This window comes from Methylomonas sp. MS20 (genome assembly GCF_050275925.1).
GTDB classification, from domain to species: Bacteria; Pseudomonadota; Gammaproteobacteria; order Methylococcales; family Methylomonadaceae; genus Methylomonas; species Methylomonas koyamae_A.
This window is the reverse complement of the sequence record NZ_CP189962.1, coordinates 131,128-148,363: the sequence shown is the minus strand read 5'-3', so window position 1 is coordinate 148,363 and position 17,236 is coordinate 131,128. Positions and strand designations below refer to the sequence as shown.

The window sequence follows — 17,236 nt, the reverse complement described above, 5'->3', positions numbered from 1 at the left end:
CGGTCGCTACTTCACCAACTTCTGCGTCACCAAGCCCAACTGGCTGATTTGCAGGCGGGTGACGATGTCCAGCACATCGATGACTTTCTGGTACTGCACGCTGGCGTCGGCTTTCACCACCACCGGCAAGTCCGGCGTGGCGGCCTTATATTGCGCCAGTCGGGTTTCCAGTTCCTGTAGCGACACCGGGTAGGTATCCAGGTAAATACTGCCGTCCGGCGTAATCGAAATGGCCTTGGTCTTAGGCTTGGACATGGCCGGCGTGTTGCTGGCCTTGGGTAGGTTGACGGTGATGCCTTGCACCGTGGCGGTGGTCATGATGATGAAAATCAGCAACAGCACATAAGCCACGTCCAGCATCGGCGTGATGTTGATGTCGTCGTAAACTTTATCCTGGTCGTCGATCTTCATGGCCTGGCCTCTTGCCGCGCGGCTGTTTGGCGGGCGGCGCGCATCGCCAACAAGGCCAGAAATTCGTCGCTGAACACCCGCATGCCGGCGGTGATATCCTTGATTTGGGTCAGCAGATAGTTATAGGCAAACAAGGACGGGATCGCGACCGCCAAGCCGGCGACGGTCGCCAGCAGCGCGGCGGCAATGCCGGGCGCGATCGAGTTGATGTTGACGTCGCCGGTGGCGGCGATGGCGGCGAAGGTGATCATCACGCCGACCACCGTGCCGAGCAGCCCCAAGAACGGGCCGCCGGCAATCGCGATAGTCAGCAACACCATATGCCGATTCAGGCGTTGGCTTTCGTGGACGATTCGGCTGTCGAGCTTGACCCGCAAGTAGTCCCAGGCTTCGCGGGCGACGACTTGTTCGGCGTTGCCTTGCAGCTTTTGCAACTCGTGAATCGCGGTGTGGTAGAGATGGTATAGCGGCGAGCTTTGAAAGTGATCGTGTTTGCCGACCAGCGCGGTCAGTAAATCCGAATCGGCCAGTTCGTGCTCCGCCGAGCTTTCCTGTTGGTCCAGCCCGCCGAGCTTATTCGGATCGAGCTGGCGGTATTTTTCGAGAAAGGCGCGGTTGTCCTTGCCGATGCGATTAAGCACCAAGGCTTTACCGACCATAACCATGACGGCGATTATCAGCATCACCAAGGTCAGGCCGATGACGACCCAGCCATCGACGGTAACGTTTTGGACGATGACCAGAAAATGGCTATCCGAGCCGCCGCCGTTGGACTCGTCCTGGCCGTAGCCGATGACGGCGAAGTCGGGGCTTTGGCTGCGGTAGGCGAACTTGAGCCAGTCGGCGCCGCGGGCGGTGGCGGCGATTTGCACTTCGTCCAGCCAGCCTTGGTAGTTGTCGCCCAAGCGGATGACCGGTTGGCCGGCCGGGAGTTGGGTTTTGACGCTGCCGGCCGAAACACCGTCGATATAAAGCTCGACGATTTGCGGCGTAACCTCGCTGCCAGGGTTTCGCACGGCTTGGCCGCCGGTCTGGGCGGTCAGGTTTTCCGGACGCAAAACCAAAGCGACGTGTTGCCATCGACCCAGGGTCAGCGGTGCCGGCGCGGTGCTTGCACCGCCGGCGACGGCAGTCAGGGCGTTGCCTTGCACACTCAAACGCAAGTCCAGGCCGGGGGCTTGGGCGCTGAGCAGGGTGGCGGCAGGGTTGGCTTGGTCGATTTTCAGCCAGGCCGAAAAGGTCCAGCCTTTCGCCGGATCGACCGCCAATTGCGGCGCCGGATTAACGACAATAGGCCCGGCGCCGGTGAATTGAGCGGCGGCGCCGATCCAGCCGGCGGACTGAATCGCGGCTTTGGAATCGGCGGCGTGGCTAGCGTAGGCGGTGGCGTCTTGCGGCAGGACCTCGCCGGCGGCAAAGTGGTAGACCAAGCCTTGGGCCACGTCGTACAGGCTTTTCGAATCGGAGCCGTCGGCGGCATTGGCGTTGCCGTAGTACAACCAGAAATCGTCGGTCGCCACTCCGCCGCGCACTTGCGGCAGCTTGACCCAGATCAGGCCGATCTCGCTCAACACATCGACTTGCTCGACCTGATAGGCCAGCGGGGTCTGCTCGTCCTTCAACGCGCGCAAATCGCGGCCGTTCTCGGCCAGTTCGGCAAAATAGCCGAAGTTGCCGGCATGCAGCCGCACCAGCACCGGTACGTCAGACAAGGTCTGCTGGATGTCGGCTCCGGTCGCCGAGGCGTCCACCGCTACCTGCCGGCGCGAACTCCAGTCGGCGTTCCACCAGGCGTGGCCGAGAGAAGGTAAACAACAAAGGAATAGAATTCGCGGAATAAGATTACGCATCGAATGGGATCATCGGGAAAAATCGTTAGGGGAGAGTGATTGAAAGTTCGGAAGCCCGCCGGCCACGTTCTCGCCGAACGTACTTAGGCGAACAGGGGAATAAAAGCACTTCATCGGACAAATTCACGATCGTCGACCAGCCTGAATCCAGTGTAAAAGGCCGAAATCGCGGAAGCTCTGGACATATGCGCCGAAACTCGTCGGCTGACACATCCGGTAGCGGAATCCGATTGGCTTCCCGCGGATCGGCGAAAGGGTGCACATCCGTGTGCCGTCCAAGCGTATCCGGTTCCCTATGGACAGAGGCTCGAAGATCCTGATTTGTTAACGCTAACGTGTTTGGGTAAAGGACTTCCCGCCAATGCACGGTTCGCAGGGGATACCGCGGCCAAGGTCCGGTTTGGCCGCGGCGTGGGAAACTTAAGGGGTAGGCAACGACAAGTCGTTGTAGTTGGTGTTAAGGACAGGCAGCGCGCAAGCATCGGGCTGGCCGGCCGTTTGCCGCAGATAAGGGGTTACCGGATTGGCCGGGTCCCAACCAGCCGGCGGCGCCACGTTGGCGCTCAGTGCCACGTAGCCGGCTTGCCCCCAACCGTGGTTGCTCAAGCTGGTATTGCGGGCGGCAACGGTAGAAGCCAGTTGGCCCACTTTGACCAGGCCGTTTTGCAACTTGTTAACATCGTTGCCCTTGCTGGTTCCCAGGTTGGCGGTGTTATATGTCGTGCGCCAGGAGAAGGTGTACTCGCCGACCAAGGGATAGCGGTTTTGCGCCACTTCCTTGCCGGTTGGCGACGCGCCGTCGATTTTAATGAAGCGGTAATTGGCACTGCGGCTCGCGTTACGCTCGGTAGTTTGGATACTGATGCCCCACTGATTGCCGTGAGCGACGTTTTGCGGAATGTCGCGGTAATCGTTGTACGGTGCGGGGTTGTGCCTGGTCGCGCCGGTGGTGCTATTCCAGGAGTTGGTGCCGCTGAAATAGTTGTTGGTGCCGTTGTTCAAGTCGGTCAGGCAGCTATCCACCGCGCCCAAGCTGGTCGCATACATAAAATCCGCGTTGGACGAACCGGTATCGGCAATCACCGGTCCGTGACTACCCAAGCATGGGTACTGCAAGATATTGGCTAAAACCGCCACTTGTTGGCCGGCGCCGTTTTCGCGGCGGCAGACGTGCACCTTGGTGTCCTGGGGGACGTCCAACTTGGTGTTACCGGTACCGGTTCCGGCGAAGCCGGCGGCCTTGGCCTGGCTGACCAACTCTTCCAAATCGATCACGTTATCGGTGTCGTTCGGTGCCGGATCGGTATCGGTCGGCGTAAAGCCAGTGGTCGGCGTGGTCGGCAATTTCACCTTGAGCGCGGTCCAATCCCCGACCGCGCCGCTAAAGATACTGGCCAGTTGCGATTTGGTCAGGCTGGGTTGGCAAGCGGCGTTCTCGCCGGATGCGTTAGAGCTGACCGGGGTTACGCCTTGGCCGGCCAAACCGCAGTCGCTGGGCAGGGTGCCGCTGACGATGCCGGCCAGTTGCAGGGCTTGGTACAGTTTCAACGTAACCGGCGTGCCGATGATGTGGCTGGCGATGGTTCTGCGGGTGTTGAACTGGGTATAGTCGATCGGCGTGGTATCCGGCACGGTATTGTCCGGTGCCCCCATCACATCCGGGGTGACGTCGCCGGTCGCCCCGGTGGGCAGGGCCACGTTGAAGGTATCGAGCGGGTCGTCGGGCGTGAGGTGACAAGCAAAGTTATATTGGAAGGTGGTGCCGCCCGACGAGTAGCTGAAGCTGCCCGAGGTATTGGTGGTCGTGCCGCAATTGCTGGGGTCCTTGATAAAACCCAACGGGCTATTCGTGGACGCGGCGGATAAACCCACCGCGGACGCACCCAAGCGGCGGCGCGAGATCCAGACTTTGATCTTGGTGGCGGCGGTGTTGTAAGGCGCGGTGGCGGGAGCGGGGTGAGTCGCATCGGCCACATAGCTGCCGGCGGTCGCCAAGGTACTGGCCGCGCCGCTACCCAGTATGCTGGCCAGTTTCGCGCTCGAAGTCAGGCAATAAATTCCCGAATAACTGTCGTTTTTCGCGACACTGTCCACCTCGGAAGGCAGCGCTTGAAAGTAGACGTGGGTAGTCGTGCCGGCAATATTGGCCTTGTCGGCACAGATGCTGTCGATGACGCTATTGGCTACCGGAAAGCCCAGCACCGGATCGTTGGCTTGCGAACCCGGCAAATAGAGCGCCAGATCGGGCGTGCCGTCGGTGGGCAGCAGCGCCAGGGCGCCGCCCGAAAATACCATGCTGATCGCCAAGCTCAGTTGAGCCAGGCGCTTAGGGGTAAAGCGATTCATTTTTTGTCTCCTAAGTTAACGATCGCCCCGGCCATGCCGGGGCTGTTACCGTTTGTAATGCTGATTCAGGCTTGAACAGACTGGCGAGAGCGGTTGGTAAAGCGCAACAAGCTCAGCAAGCCGCCCAGAAACATCCAGGCGGCGCCGGGTAGCGGTACCGCGGTGACGTAATTCCAGTTCAAGGTGCCGCTAGCGATATCCAGCGACATATAACCGGGCATGAAGTCGAAGTTTGCCTGGCTATTTGTGGTGGTACCGGGCGTGGAACCGGTGTGCCAAAACAACATTCTGACGGTTTCGTCATTTTCACCGAAGAAATTGGTATGCTCCGTGCCGTCGGCATACAGGTAGGCAGAGGCCTGGAACAGACCAATGCCGCCTTCCTCGCTAAACGCGTTGGAATTGGTCGTCGTCAAGTCCCAGTTCGCCGCGTAGTCGGTCAACTTGGTCTTGCCCGGGGTCACAATCGGCGTACTGTTCGGCAAGGCCTGGTTAAGCGCGAGCGCCTGGTTTTTGACCCCGGTGGTTTGGCCTTGCAACTGGCTGACCTGCACCAGAAGCTTATCGGCTTCCCTTAGATCCGAGATATTGGTTTGGCTGACCAGAATGCCGTAATGCGGGTCTAACAAGCTGACCGCAGTGTAATAGTTGCTGCCCAAAACGTTCCATTGCAACTCGCCGGTGGCGTTGGCGATAAAGTTGGCCCAGCGCGGTCCCAGATTCCAGGTATAGCTCGTGCCATTGGCAATGTTGTCGGTGAAGTCGTTGACCGTGGTCGCCAAATCGATGCCGTAGGTCGTGGCATTGTCGACGTCGTAGACGCTCAAAAACATCTCGCCGCTGGTTTGCTGCGCTTGGGTACCGGGGTTAATCGCCGCCTGGGCCGAACCCATGCCGAGCACCATGCACACCGCCGTCAAGCCGAAACCGTGTTTGTTAAAAATTTTCATACTCTACCTCTGTAGTTAGTTTGAGAGGGACGTCCGTCCCGTTGGTTGCCCACGGCCTTGTCAGCATTCCGGCATCAATCTATCCGCGTCCGCTACCCAGCCCTTACGATTCAATCATCTATCTTCGATGTTTACCGTGGAGCATAACGTAATGCAAAAATGTGAAGCTCGTCAAACACATTCAGAGGCAATGGCTTATTTGCAATTTGGAAATAATCCCACACAACCTGCGGAAAATCAGCGTTTACACCGTTGGCAACATAGTTTTTTTACTAGCCTAGCCAGAGCGCTCCAGCCCGAAGGCTTGCGAATTCGATATAGACATTGATATATAACAGGCTTCAAACTCGATTCCGGTGAAATTCGATGAAATCCCAGCGCTCCCCGTTCAGCTTCAAACTGGCTCCACTCGCGGTCTGCATTCGGCGGATTCTAGCGGGCGGCTTGCTGGCCGGCGCCGGCGGCGAATTACTGGCCGACGCCGGCTTGCCGGTCGCGGTCGGCGCAGGAGCAACGCCCGGTTCTAGCATCGCCGAGTTGGCGAACCCGGCCTTGCATCCGACTATCGATGTCGGCCATGCCTCCGCCAGCTACAGCGCCGACGGCCAAAAACTGACCGTCAACCAAACCACCGCCAAAGCGGTGCTGGATTGGCAAAGCTTTAACGTGGATGCCGGCAAGAGCGTGCAATTCGCCCAGCCCGGTAGCGGTTCGATTGCGTTGAACAACATTCACCAGCTCGACGCCAGCAAGATTTACGGCAATCTCAGCGCCAACGGCCAGGTGTATTTGGTCAATGCCAATGGCTTCGTGTTCGGACAGGGCGCGTCGGTCAACGTCAACTCGCTGGTCGCCACCACCTTGAAAATCGAGGATGAGGTGTTCGACAAGGGCATCGCCAACGTCGTCGATTCCGGCGCGACCGGCGTCAACCCCGCGCCGGTCGCGGCGTTGACCGGCGACGGCGCCGTCTACCGCGATCTCGGCAACGGCCGGCGCGAGAAAATTCGGATTTTGGTCGAGAACGGCGCCGCGATCTCCGCCGCCAACAGCGGTCGGGTGCTGCTGGCGGCGCCGGACGTAGAAAACGACGGCACCATCACCGCGCCGGACGGCCAAGTCCTGCTAGTCGGCGCGAACGATAAAGTCTATTTGCAAGCCAGCGACACCAGCGATGTGCGCGGCTTGTTGGTGGAGGTGGGTACCGGCGGCAGCGTCGAAAACGTCGGCAAGATTTTGACCGAGCGCGGCAACACCACGATGCTGGGCTTCGCGGTGTCGCAGCAAGGCGTCGTTTCGGCCTCGACCTCGGTAGCCTTGAACGGCAGCGTGCGCTTGCTGGCCCGCGAAGGCGCGCAATTGACCGGAACAGGCCCCTATAAGCTAAAACCTAAAACCACCACCAGGGCCCAAGCGGGCGAGGACGGTTTGGGCAGGCAAGCCCGCGTGGTGCTGGACGGCGGCAGTCTGACCGAAGTGGCGCTGGACGCCAGCGGCGGCACCGCCGTGGACGAACAAACCCAACCGCGCTCGCGCATCGACATCGAGGCCGGGAGCATTCGATTGAAGAATGGCGCGCAAATAGTCGCCCACGCCGGCGATGTGAATTTGATCGCCAGCGCCGTTCCCGACGCACCGCTCACTCAGAATATCGCCGGCAACGCCAGCCGGATCGTCCTGGAGCAAGGCAGTAACATCGACGTATCCGGCGTTAAGAACGTCGAATTGGCGATGAGCAGCAATATCGTCGATCTGGAATTGCGCAATTACGAGTTGCGCGACGCGCCCTTGCAGAAAGACGGTATCTTGCACGGTAAAACCGTCAAGGTGGACGTCCGCGACGGCACGACGCTGGCCGACGCTTCCGGCGCGATCGCCAAGCGGCCGCACTCGGTATTCGAACGCAGTATCGGCGCCGGCACGATCAGCTTGCAATCGGAAGGCGATCTGATCGTCCAGACCGGCGCCAACCTGGACATTTCCGGCGGCTACCTGAGTTACCTCGGCGGTTACGTCAATACCACGCAACTACTGTCCGACGGCCGCCTGTTCGACATCGCCACGGCCGACCCCAACCGCACCTACCAACAAATCGTCAGCGGCCGGCATCACGAAGCGGCTTACCGGCAGGGCGGCGCTGCCGGCACGCTTTCGATCCGGACCCAAGCGGCGCGCCTCGACGGCAGCGTGAATGCCGACACCGTCGGCGGCCTGTATCAGCGCGATCCGGCCACGGCCGCCGCCGGCGGCACGCTGGACCTGGATCTTACTTGGAACGACACCTCGTCGCAAACCGTGGCCTTTGTCGGCGCGGCGAACGGCGGCGGCGAAGACATCGCCAACGTCTTGGCGCTGACGCCGGCCTTGTTCGGCCACGGCCTGAATCATTTCGAGTTGAAAACCCTGGGACGTTTCACGATCGACGCCGGCGTGGTCTTGAACCTGGCGGCTGGCGGCGGCTTCACGGTCCGTGCCGGAACTATCGATGTGCAGGGCAGCCTGATCGCGCCGGCAGGCGACGTCGCGTTAACCTCGGTGTCCGGCGATTTAGACGGCAAGCTGACGCTGGGTACCGCGAGCCGCATCGACACCAGCGGCCGCTGGATCAACGACATCAAGGACGGCCGGACCAATAGCTTGCAAACCTTGTGGCTGGACGGCGGCGACATTGCCTTGCAGGCCGGCGGCGGCTTGCTGTTGGCGCGCGGTGCCAGCTTGGCGGCCAACGGCGGCGCCCGGATGACCGCCACCCATAAAGTCACCGGCGGCGCCGGCGGCAACATCTCGCTGCAAAACAACAGTACCGCCAGCGAACCGAGCGAATTCCGGCTCGGCGCCACGCTGTCGGCGGTCGGCTTGCAAAAAAACGGCACGCTGAGCATCAGCACCGGCCGGGTCGAAATCGCCGACGGCACCGGTCTGCCGATTGAAGCCGACGGCACCTTGTATTTGAGCAGCAGTTGGCTGCAAAACGCCAACTTCGGCGCTTACGCGCTGACAACGACGGATGGCGCGTTAAAAATCGCCGACGGCACCCGCTGGCAATTGCGCCAAACCAATTGGCAATTGAACGGCAACGCGATGCAAGCCGCCAGCGGCACGCCTTTAAGCGAATTAGTCCATCTGGCGTTGCTGCCGGATTACCAGCGCCAGGCGGTTAACCTGAATTTAACCCATGCCAGACGAACCAGTTTTAGCATCGTCAGCGACCACGGCGGCATCGTGATCGGCGCCAACGCTTGGATAGGCGCGGATTGGGGCGCGCAATTCGCTCTGACCTCCGACGATAGCATCCGTATTAACGGCACGCTGAATGCGCCGGCCGGTACCATCAAAATCGCCCTAACCAGCCCCGGCAGCGCTTTCGACAGCGGCTACGATCCCGATTTAGGCATTTTCCTCGGCGCCCTCGGCCATCTCAACGCGGTCGGCGCCAGCGTGCTAACGCCGAACGGCTCCGGCTTGTCGCAGGGCGATGTGAAAGCCGGCGGCACGGTGTCGCTGACCGCTCTCCGAGGCTATATTGCCGCCGCCGCCGGCAGCACGATCGACGTTTCCGGCACACAGGCACGGCTGGACATCCTCAACGCCAAGGGCCGAACCAAACAGACCCTGGCCTCGGCCGGCGGTACGATCGACCTGAGTGCAGCCGAAGGTTTGATCCTGCAAGGCCAATTGCTGGCGCAAGCCGGCGCCGGTACCGGCGCGGCCGGCGGCGGCGTATCCGGCGGCACCGTCAATCTGGCTCTGGACATCCGCAAACGCGGCGCCGGCGAGTTCACCAATTTTCCGACCGGCGAACGGGTGATTCGGGTCGGCGCCGAAGCGGAGGTGCTATCGAGCGATGTCGAGGCCGCGATCGCGGCCGGCGCCGTACCGGCCGAATTCAATGGTCTTGCTTATATCAGTGCCCGCCAAATCACGCAAAGCGGCGCCGACCGGCTCAGTCTGGCGAACCTGAGCAATGGCGAAATCCGCTTCGACGGCCCGGTCACTCTGGCCGTCGAACAAAGCTTGACCCTGGATGCGCCGTTGATTGGCCACGTTGGCGACGGTTCGGCCGTTCTGTCCGCCAACGTAGTCAATCTGGGTTCGAGCTTGAACCGAACCGTGTCCGGCTCGCCAGGCGCGGCCGGCGGCGAAGACCGCTTGACGGTTAACGCCAACCTGATCAACCTGTTCGGCGCCACCGCGATCGGCGGCTTCGCCGAGACTCGCTTGCTCAGCAACGGCGACCTGCGGCTGACCGGCATCAATCCCAATGCCGAAGCGGATTTGCTGGGCGCGCTGAGACTGGCCGGCGATCTGGTCTTGGGCGCTCGGGAAATCTACCCGACCACGCTCAGCCATTACACGATCGCTATCGATGCGGCCGTCAATCCCGACGGCACGGTGACGGTTCTGCCCGGCGTCGGCAGCCAGGCGACGCCGTTGTCGGCGGCCGGCGCGTTGACGATAGAGGCGGCGCATATCCAAAGCCAAGGCCGCTTGCTGGCGCCGTTCGGCAGCATCGAGTTGAATGCCGGCCTATCCTTGGCCTTGTTGGACGGCAGCATTACTTCGGTCGGCGCCGACAGCGTGATTCCGTTCGGCCGCACCCAAGGCGGTCTGGGCTGGCTGTATCCGCTCGGCACCGCCAGCAACATCCAAACCACGGCACCGGCCAAGTCCATCGTATTGTCCGGGCCCGACATCAACCTGGCCGCCGGGGCCAGCGTTAATCTGAACGGCGGCGGCGATTTGTCGGCCTTCGAATTCGTCGCCGGCGCCGGTGGCAGCCAGGATGTCCTCGACACCAGCGGCGCTTACGCGATCTTGCCGGCTTATTTGGCGGATTTCGCCGCTTACGATCCCATCGAATTCGCCAACTCGGGTCTAAATTTTGGCGACAACCTGCATTTGAGCGCGGCGCTGGGTAATCCGGGCGATGCCAATTATCTGGCGGCCGGCGACTACGTGCTGTTACCGGCCCATTACGCACTGTTGCCTAATGCGTTTTTGGTCACGCCGCAAGCCGACAGCTTGGACATGGCCGCCGGCACCACCAGTAGTCTGATCGACGGCACCCAGGTCATCGCCGGTTACCGTTACACCGCGAATACCGGTATCGCCGCCGGCCGCTGGTCCGGCTTCGCGGTCGAAGCCGGCACTGTTGCCCGGACCCGCTCGGAATACGACGAGACCACCGCCAGCGAATTTTTCGGCGCGAAAGGCGCCGGCTTGCCGCAAGATGCCGGCAATCTGGCCCTGTTGGCGCAAGGCCGCCTGACGTTGGCCGCCGACATCAGTGCCACCGCCGCGGCCGGCGGCTTGGGCGGCATGCTGGACATCGGCGCCAATAAACTCAACGTCGTGCAAGACTTGAGCGCGGCCGTTCCGAGCGACGGCGTCGCCTTATTGGCCGAGCAACTGAATCGGCTGAACGTCGATAGTCTGTTATTGGGCGGACGCCGGCAACGGAACGGCGACGGCACTCAACTGACCGTCGCCGCCGATAGCGTCGCGATTGGCGACGGAGTAGCCCTGCACGGCCGGGAAATCCTGTTGGCCGCGCGCGACCGGGTCACGGTCGGCGCCAACGCGAGTTTGGCCGCATCCGGCCAGTTGAGCCGCACCGACACCGAATTAAGCGTGACGAATGCCGACGGCAGCGGCGCCGGCGCCTTGTTGCGGGTTTCGGCGGGAGCGCAAAGCCAAATCGAGCGCTCCGGCGGCGGAGTCGGCAACGCGACCGGCTTGCTGGAGGTAAAAACCGGCGCGGTGTTAAGCAGCGCCGGCTCCATCTTGCTGGACGGTAGCCGGGATGTGGCATTCAACGGCACGATCGCGATGAACGGCGGCGATCTGGCCTTGAGTTCCAGCCGAATCACGCTGGGCGGCGACGGCACGGCCGCCGGCCTGAACCTGAGCGACAGTAGCTTGAACGGCCTAAATGCGGACCGTATCGCGTTGAACAGCTACGACGCCATCGACTTTGCCGGCGCGCTGCATCTGGCGGTGAAAGAATTAACCTTGAATGCCGCGAACTTGCGCGGCGTGGCCGGTGGACAAACCGCCAGCATCGTTGCCGATACGATCACGTTGACCCATACCGGTCGCGCGGCGGCGGCGCAAACCTTAGCCGGCGACATGCGCTTGGATTTATCCGCCCGTAACAGCCTGAGCTTGGCCGAAGGCGAATACGCTTGGTCCGGCTTCGGCCAAGTCGCGCTCAGCGCCGGTGTGGCGCTGATCGACGACGGCACCGCCACGATCCACTCGACCGCCGACTTGGCCGTCACCGCGCCGGTGTGGACCGCCAGTGCCGGCGCCAATACCGTGATCGAGTTGGGCGGCCACGATCTGACGGTCGGCGCCGGCAACGGCGGCGCGGTCGGTGGCGGCCTGGGCGCGCGCTTGACCGTTAACGCGCGCGACATCGTGCAACAAGGCCGTATCGAACTGGCCGCCGGCGGCGTGACGCTGAACGCCGGCCGCGACCTGACGGTCGGCGGCGACATCGATGCCGCCGGCCGGGTCGTCAACCTGGCCGATGCGGTAGCCTATGCCGGCGGCGGCTATATTTCGCTGACCGCCGAGCAAGGCAAACTGGCAATCCTGAACGGCGCGCGCTTGGACGTATCCGGCAGCAGTGTCGGCGGCGACGCCGGCAGTCTGAACCTGGCGGCCGCCAACGGCGAGCTGACGTTGGCAGGCAGCTTGGTGGGCCGTGCTCACTCCGGCGCGGTCGGCGGCGGCTTGGCCTTGGACAGCCTCAGCCTGAGCCCCACCCAATGGGCCGGGTTGCTCGGGCAATTGCACGACGGCGGTTTTAACGGCGATATCGCGATCCGCCAGCGCCTGGGCGACATGACAATAACGGCCGGCCAAAGCCTGCAAGCCGCCAACATCGCGCTGGCCGCCGACAGCGGTTCGTTGACGGTGGCCGGCGAACTGAGCGTCAGCGGCACCCAAGCCGGCAAACTGCAACTGGCGGCCGGCGACGCACTGACGATCTTGGCCGGCGCCAAACTCGGCGCGGTTTCGAGCGGTGCCGATCAGGCCGGCGGCACGATCACGTTGACCTCGACCGACGCCGACGGCGACGGGCTGGAAGGCGTCGCGATAGCGTCCGGCTCCGTGCTGGACCTGAGCGGCGCGGCCGGCGGCGGCGAAATCGATGTCATCGTCAACCGCAAAGGCGACGACGATGCGGCGGTCGATATTGCCGCCGGCAGCGTCGCCGGCGCCGCCAGCCTGAAAGTCGCGGCGATGGCCCATTACGCGACCGACGCCATCACCAACGCCCAAATCAAGCAATGGTACGACGATACCCGCGTTTTCATGACCGCCGCCGCCGACAACGCGGATTTGAGCGGGCGCTTGGGCGGCTTTACGCTACAGCCCGGATTGGACGTGCAAGGCAGCGGCAGTCTGGATATGAATTTGTCCGAGAATTTGGCGACGGCAACCTGGACCAGAGTCGGCTCGACGACAGTCTGGCGAACCAAGCTGGACAATATCGCCGGCGCCGTCCAGGCCTTACGCCGCTTAAACGCCGATGGCGAGATTATCAAGGAGTACAGCTACTTTTCGCCGGCGTCTTCGAACTCTCCGTGCACGCTGACCAGTTGCTCGTTGACTGCCGGCAGCTATTATTTCGATGCCAATCCCAACTCGCCCACCTACCGAACCTTGTTTTTCAGGGGCACTACCAACGCCAACCCGCGCACGCTGAGCGGCTTGACCGAATTCAACGGCTGGGACCTGGCCTTGCCCTACGCCAATGGCCAGGATTGGCATTTCGGGGCAGAAAAAGTACCAGGGCTGTTGGTGATTCGCGCCGCCGAAAATTTGGACATCAATCAAAACCTGTCGGACGGCATTGCCCGTTATGACGGCAAGCAAATGAACGCATTATTGGGTACTAACGACAGTTGGCAAAGTCGGGAAGTCCTGCAAACCGGCGCGTCCTGGAGCTACCAACTGGTGGCCGGCGCCGACTTGTCCAGCGCGAACCTGATGGGCTTGCTGAGCGCGCCGGCATTCGGCACCGGCAATTTGACGGTGGGCGCCAACAGCCGCATTCGGACCGGCACCGGCGACATCGAGATTGCCGCCGCCGGCAATATCAAGCTGACCGACTGGACTTCGGCAATCTATACGATGGGCCGCGCCGAGTCCGTCAACCGCTACGGCAGTCTGTCCGGTAAAACCGCCGGCAAGGAGTTTTTCGTGGAATATCCGGTCGACGGCGGCGGCTTGGCGCTGCGCGCCGGCGGCGACATCATCGGCGCGGTCAGCTCGCAGTTCCTCAGCGATTGGCTGCAACACGGCAGCGTTCGATCGCCAGCCGATGACGGTACATTGACAGGCGCCACGGCCTGGGGTATCAGCTTCGATGCGCCGTATAGCTTTAACAACCAAAACCAAAGCTTTGGCTTCCGGGAAAACCTTGGCGCGCTCGGCAGCGGCGATATAGAAATCAACGCCGGCCGCGACATTCTGAATTTGTCGGTGATGCTGCCGACCTCGGCCAAGCTGACCGGCGCCGTCGATGCCGACGGTAACATCGCCGAAAGCATGCCGCTGATTCGCGGCGGCGGCGATCTGAACTTGCGGGCGGGCGGCGACATTGCCGGCGGGGTGTTTTTTGTGGACAAGGGCAACGCTAACCTGAAGGCCGGCGGCGCGATTACCGCCAGCCGATCCGATCCGGACGCCCCGGAAGACAGCGTCGTCTACAGCGCGGGGCCGATTTTCGCGATCGGCGATTCGATCTTTAACGTGCAAGCGGCGATCGGTATCGCGGTCGGCGCGGTTGTGAATCCGTTCGGTGTCCCACCGGCCAGTAATCCGGCGTCCAATACGGCCATCGTCAACAGCTACTTTTTCAATTACAGCGAGCGTAGCGGCCTCGCACTGCAAACGCTGGCCGGCGCTATCGATTTTAACAACGACACGGATCTGATCGACCAACTGGCCAAAACCTTCCCGACCGCCACCAGCGATCCGCAATCCTATATTTCTCAGGCCGGCGTGGATTGGTGGTCCTACTATCCCGGCAATCTGACCGCCCACGCGCTCAGCGGCGATATCAACGTCAACAATTCGCTGTCGCTGTTTCCGAGCAGCGGCGGGACGCTGGATCTGGCGGCCTGGGGCAATCTGACCCTGGGCGTCGGTACGCTAAGCGACAGCAAGATCGAACAACTGGACGCCGATCCCAGCCTGTTGCCGTCCGTGCTGAATCCGACCAATACCGGCGGCAATTCGCCCCAGCACGCCGATGTATCGGTCCACACCAACGACAGCCGTTCAAATCGGCTGATTGCCGCGCACGGCAGCATCACCGGTATCGGGTCCGCCAGCGTGATTACCGCCAAGGCCACCACGTTTTACGCCGGACTGGACTTTAAAAACCTGGGCTTGGCCTTGCAGAATCTGCATGCCGACGACGTCAGCAGCATCAGCGCCGGCCGCGACATCCTCTACGAGTTGATCAGAAACCCGACGACCGGGGCTTATATTACGACCAACGCCCAAATCGAACTGGGCGGGCCGGGTTTGTTGAACGTGTGGGCCGGTCGCAATATTGACCTGGGCGTGTCCGGCGGCATTATCTCGGTCGGCAATTTGCACAACGTTGCGCTACCCAGTCAAGGCGCCGACATTAGCGTGTTGGCCGGCAACCGCTTCTCCGACTCCACCGCGCCGCTGGAAGACTTCCTGAACACCTATGTCGTGTCCGGCAACTACCAAAGCTTGCGCGCTTCCTTAGAGCAACAAACCACGCCGATCGGCCGGCTACAAATCGCGTTGGCGGTGCTGTTCGACGAAATTCGCGCCTCGGCCAAGGCCGCGGCGGTGACGACGGGCGCCAAGCAGCAGGCGGCCTACCAACGCGGTTACGACGCGATCGCTCTGTTGTTCCCGGACGCGCCGGCCGGCGACATCAAGTTGTTCTTTAGCCGGATTCAAACCGTGCAAGGCGGCGACGTCAATCTGTTGGCGCCGGGCGGCATGATCAACGTCGGCCTGGCTTCGGGATTTACCGGCGGTAAAGCCGACCAAGCCGATCTGGGCATCATGGCTCAGCGCGAAGGCAACATCAACATCCTGGTCAAAAACGACTTGCAGGTGAACCAGCAACGGGTATTCACATTGGCCGGCGGCGACATTACCGTCTGGTCTTCCGAGGGCAATATCGACGCGGGCCGCGGCGCCAAAGCGGCCTTGGCGACCGCCGCGCCAAGAATCAGCATCGACAAATCCACCAGCCAACTGATCGTCGAATTTCCGCCGACGATTTCCGGCAGCGGTATTCGGGCGCAGTCGGGCTATAACAGCGATAGGATAGGCAATGTCGTGCTGGCCGCGCCGAAAGGCGTCGTCGATGCCGGCGAGGCCGGTATCGGTGGGCAGAACGTGACAATTGCCGCCACCGCCGTGATCGGCGCCAGCAATATTCAGGTATTGGGAAGCAGTATCGGATTCGGCCAAATCCTGGCACTCCCGACCATGCCCGACAATGCCGGCGCGGCAGCGGCCGCCGCCAGCCGGTCAGCGTCGACAAACGAAGCGGCCGCCGAGCAGCAAACCGACGATTCCGCGGCCGGACGTTCGGTCAAAGTGGCGTTGTTGGACAGCCAATTGCTTGGTTTCGGTGCTTGCAGCCTTGCCGACATCAAGTCCGGCAAGGCGGGGTGCGGCGACTAACGGGACCGCTAGGCCGCAATTTAATTTCGCCGGGTAGACCTCGGGCAGTAGCGGCAAAGCGCTTGGGTAAGCCCAAGACAGGATTCCGCGCGAGCGTTTTTCAGTGAATGTGCGAAAATTCACGGTTCGCCAATTGGGAGCCTTAGCTCGATCATGCCCACCTCCGAAACCTGTTCCGCGCCGATCGGCGTTTACGACTCCGGCATCGGCGGACTGTCGGTGTTGCGCGCCTTACGGGAAAAGTTGCCAAACGAATCCTTCGTTTACGTCGCGGACAATGCCCACGCGCCGTACGGCGACCGGGCGCCGGACTTCATCGAAGCGCGCGCCCGGCAAATCGCCGCCTTCCTGGTGCAACGCGGCGCGCGAGCCTTGGTGCTGGCCTGCAACACCGCCAGCGTCGTCGCCGCCCAACAGCTACGCAAACTGCATGGCTTGCCGATCGTCGCGATGGAACCGGCCATCAAGCCGGCCGCGCGAATCACGCAATCCAAGGTGGTGTTGGTCATGGCCACCACCAACACGATCCGGAGCGCGTCGGTCGCCCGACTGTGCAGCGCCTACGGCCGGGAGGTTAACGTGATCCTGCAACCGTGTCCGGGTTTGGCGGACCAGGTCGAACGCGGCGAATTTGGTAGCGCGGCAACCTTAGATCTGTTGGACAAATTCATCAGACCCGGCATTGCCGCCGGCGCCGATACCATTGTGCTGGGCTGCACGCATTACGCGTTTCTGACTTCGGAAATTTCGCGGATTGCCGGACCGACGGTCGCGGTGGTCGAGCCTTCCGACGCCATCGCCCGGCAACTCGCCCGTGTTCTGCCGGCCGCCACCGCGCCTCGGCGACCAGCCAGCGCCACCACTTACTACACGTCCGGTTCGGCGCCCGACATGTCGGCTTTTTTGGCGACGATCGGCGAAACCTCCCAAGCGGTGTATACGCTGCCAGCGGGCGTGCCGTAGCCGGCCCGAGGGTATAAG

Annotated in this window: 6 protein-coding genes; 2 read left to right on the top strand and 4 right to left on the bottom strand. The window is 62.0% G+C overall.

Annotated elements, in window-relative coordinates:
* Nucleotides 1–6: 6 nt before the first annotated feature.
* From ACQE3D_RS00645 to ACQE3D_RS00630, 4 genes are all read right to left on the bottom strand, one after another.
* Nucleotides 7–411: an ExbD/TolR family protein gene (locus tag ACQE3D_RS00645; protein WP_064026943.1), complete on the bottom strand. Its 405-nt coding sequence runs from the start codon at nucleotides 409–411 to the stop codon at nucleotides 7–9.
* Complete coding sequence (locus ACQE3D_RS00640) at nucleotides 408–2,261, bottom strand: DUF2341 domain-containing protein (protein ID WP_313729387.1); 1,854 nt, start codon at nucleotides 2,259–2,261, stop codon at nucleotides 408–410. The genes ACQE3D_RS00645 and ACQE3D_RS00640 overlap by 4 nt, the downstream gene beginning before the upstream one ends.
* Before the next feature lie 420 nt (nucleotides 2,262–2,681).
* Nucleotides 2,682–4,607, bottom strand: coding sequence for a hypothetical protein (locus ACQE3D_RS00635; RefSeq protein ID WP_071160033.1), 1,926 nt, complete (start codon nucleotides 4,605–4,607; stop codon nucleotides 2,682–2,684).
* Between the two features lie 65 nt (nucleotides 4,608–4,672).
* On the bottom strand, nucleotides 4,673–5,557 hold the full coding sequence (locus tag ACQE3D_RS00630; RefSeq protein ID WP_281021914.1) for a hypothetical protein: 885 nt from the start codon (nucleotides 5,555–5,557) through the stop codon (nucleotides 4,673–4,675).
* Nucleotides 5,558–5,923: 366 nt separating this feature from the next.
* On the opposite strand from ACQE3D_RS00630, the gene ACQE3D_RS00625 reads away from it, so the two are divergent.
* Together ACQE3D_RS00625 and murI are read left to right on the top strand one after the other, a co-directional pair.
* Nucleotides 5,924–16,255, top strand: coding sequence for a filamentous haemagglutinin family protein (locus ACQE3D_RS00625; protein WP_313729388.1), 10,332 nt, complete (start codon nucleotides 5,924–5,926; stop codon nucleotides 16,253–16,255).
* A gap of 153 nt (nucleotides 16,256–16,408) precedes the next feature.
* Nucleotides 16,409–17,218, top strand: coding sequence for a glutamate racemase (gene murI / locus ACQE3D_RS00620; protein WP_313729389.1), 810 nt, complete (start codon nucleotides 16,409–16,411; stop codon nucleotides 17,216–17,218).
* Nucleotides 17,219–17,236 lie beyond the last annotated feature (18 nt).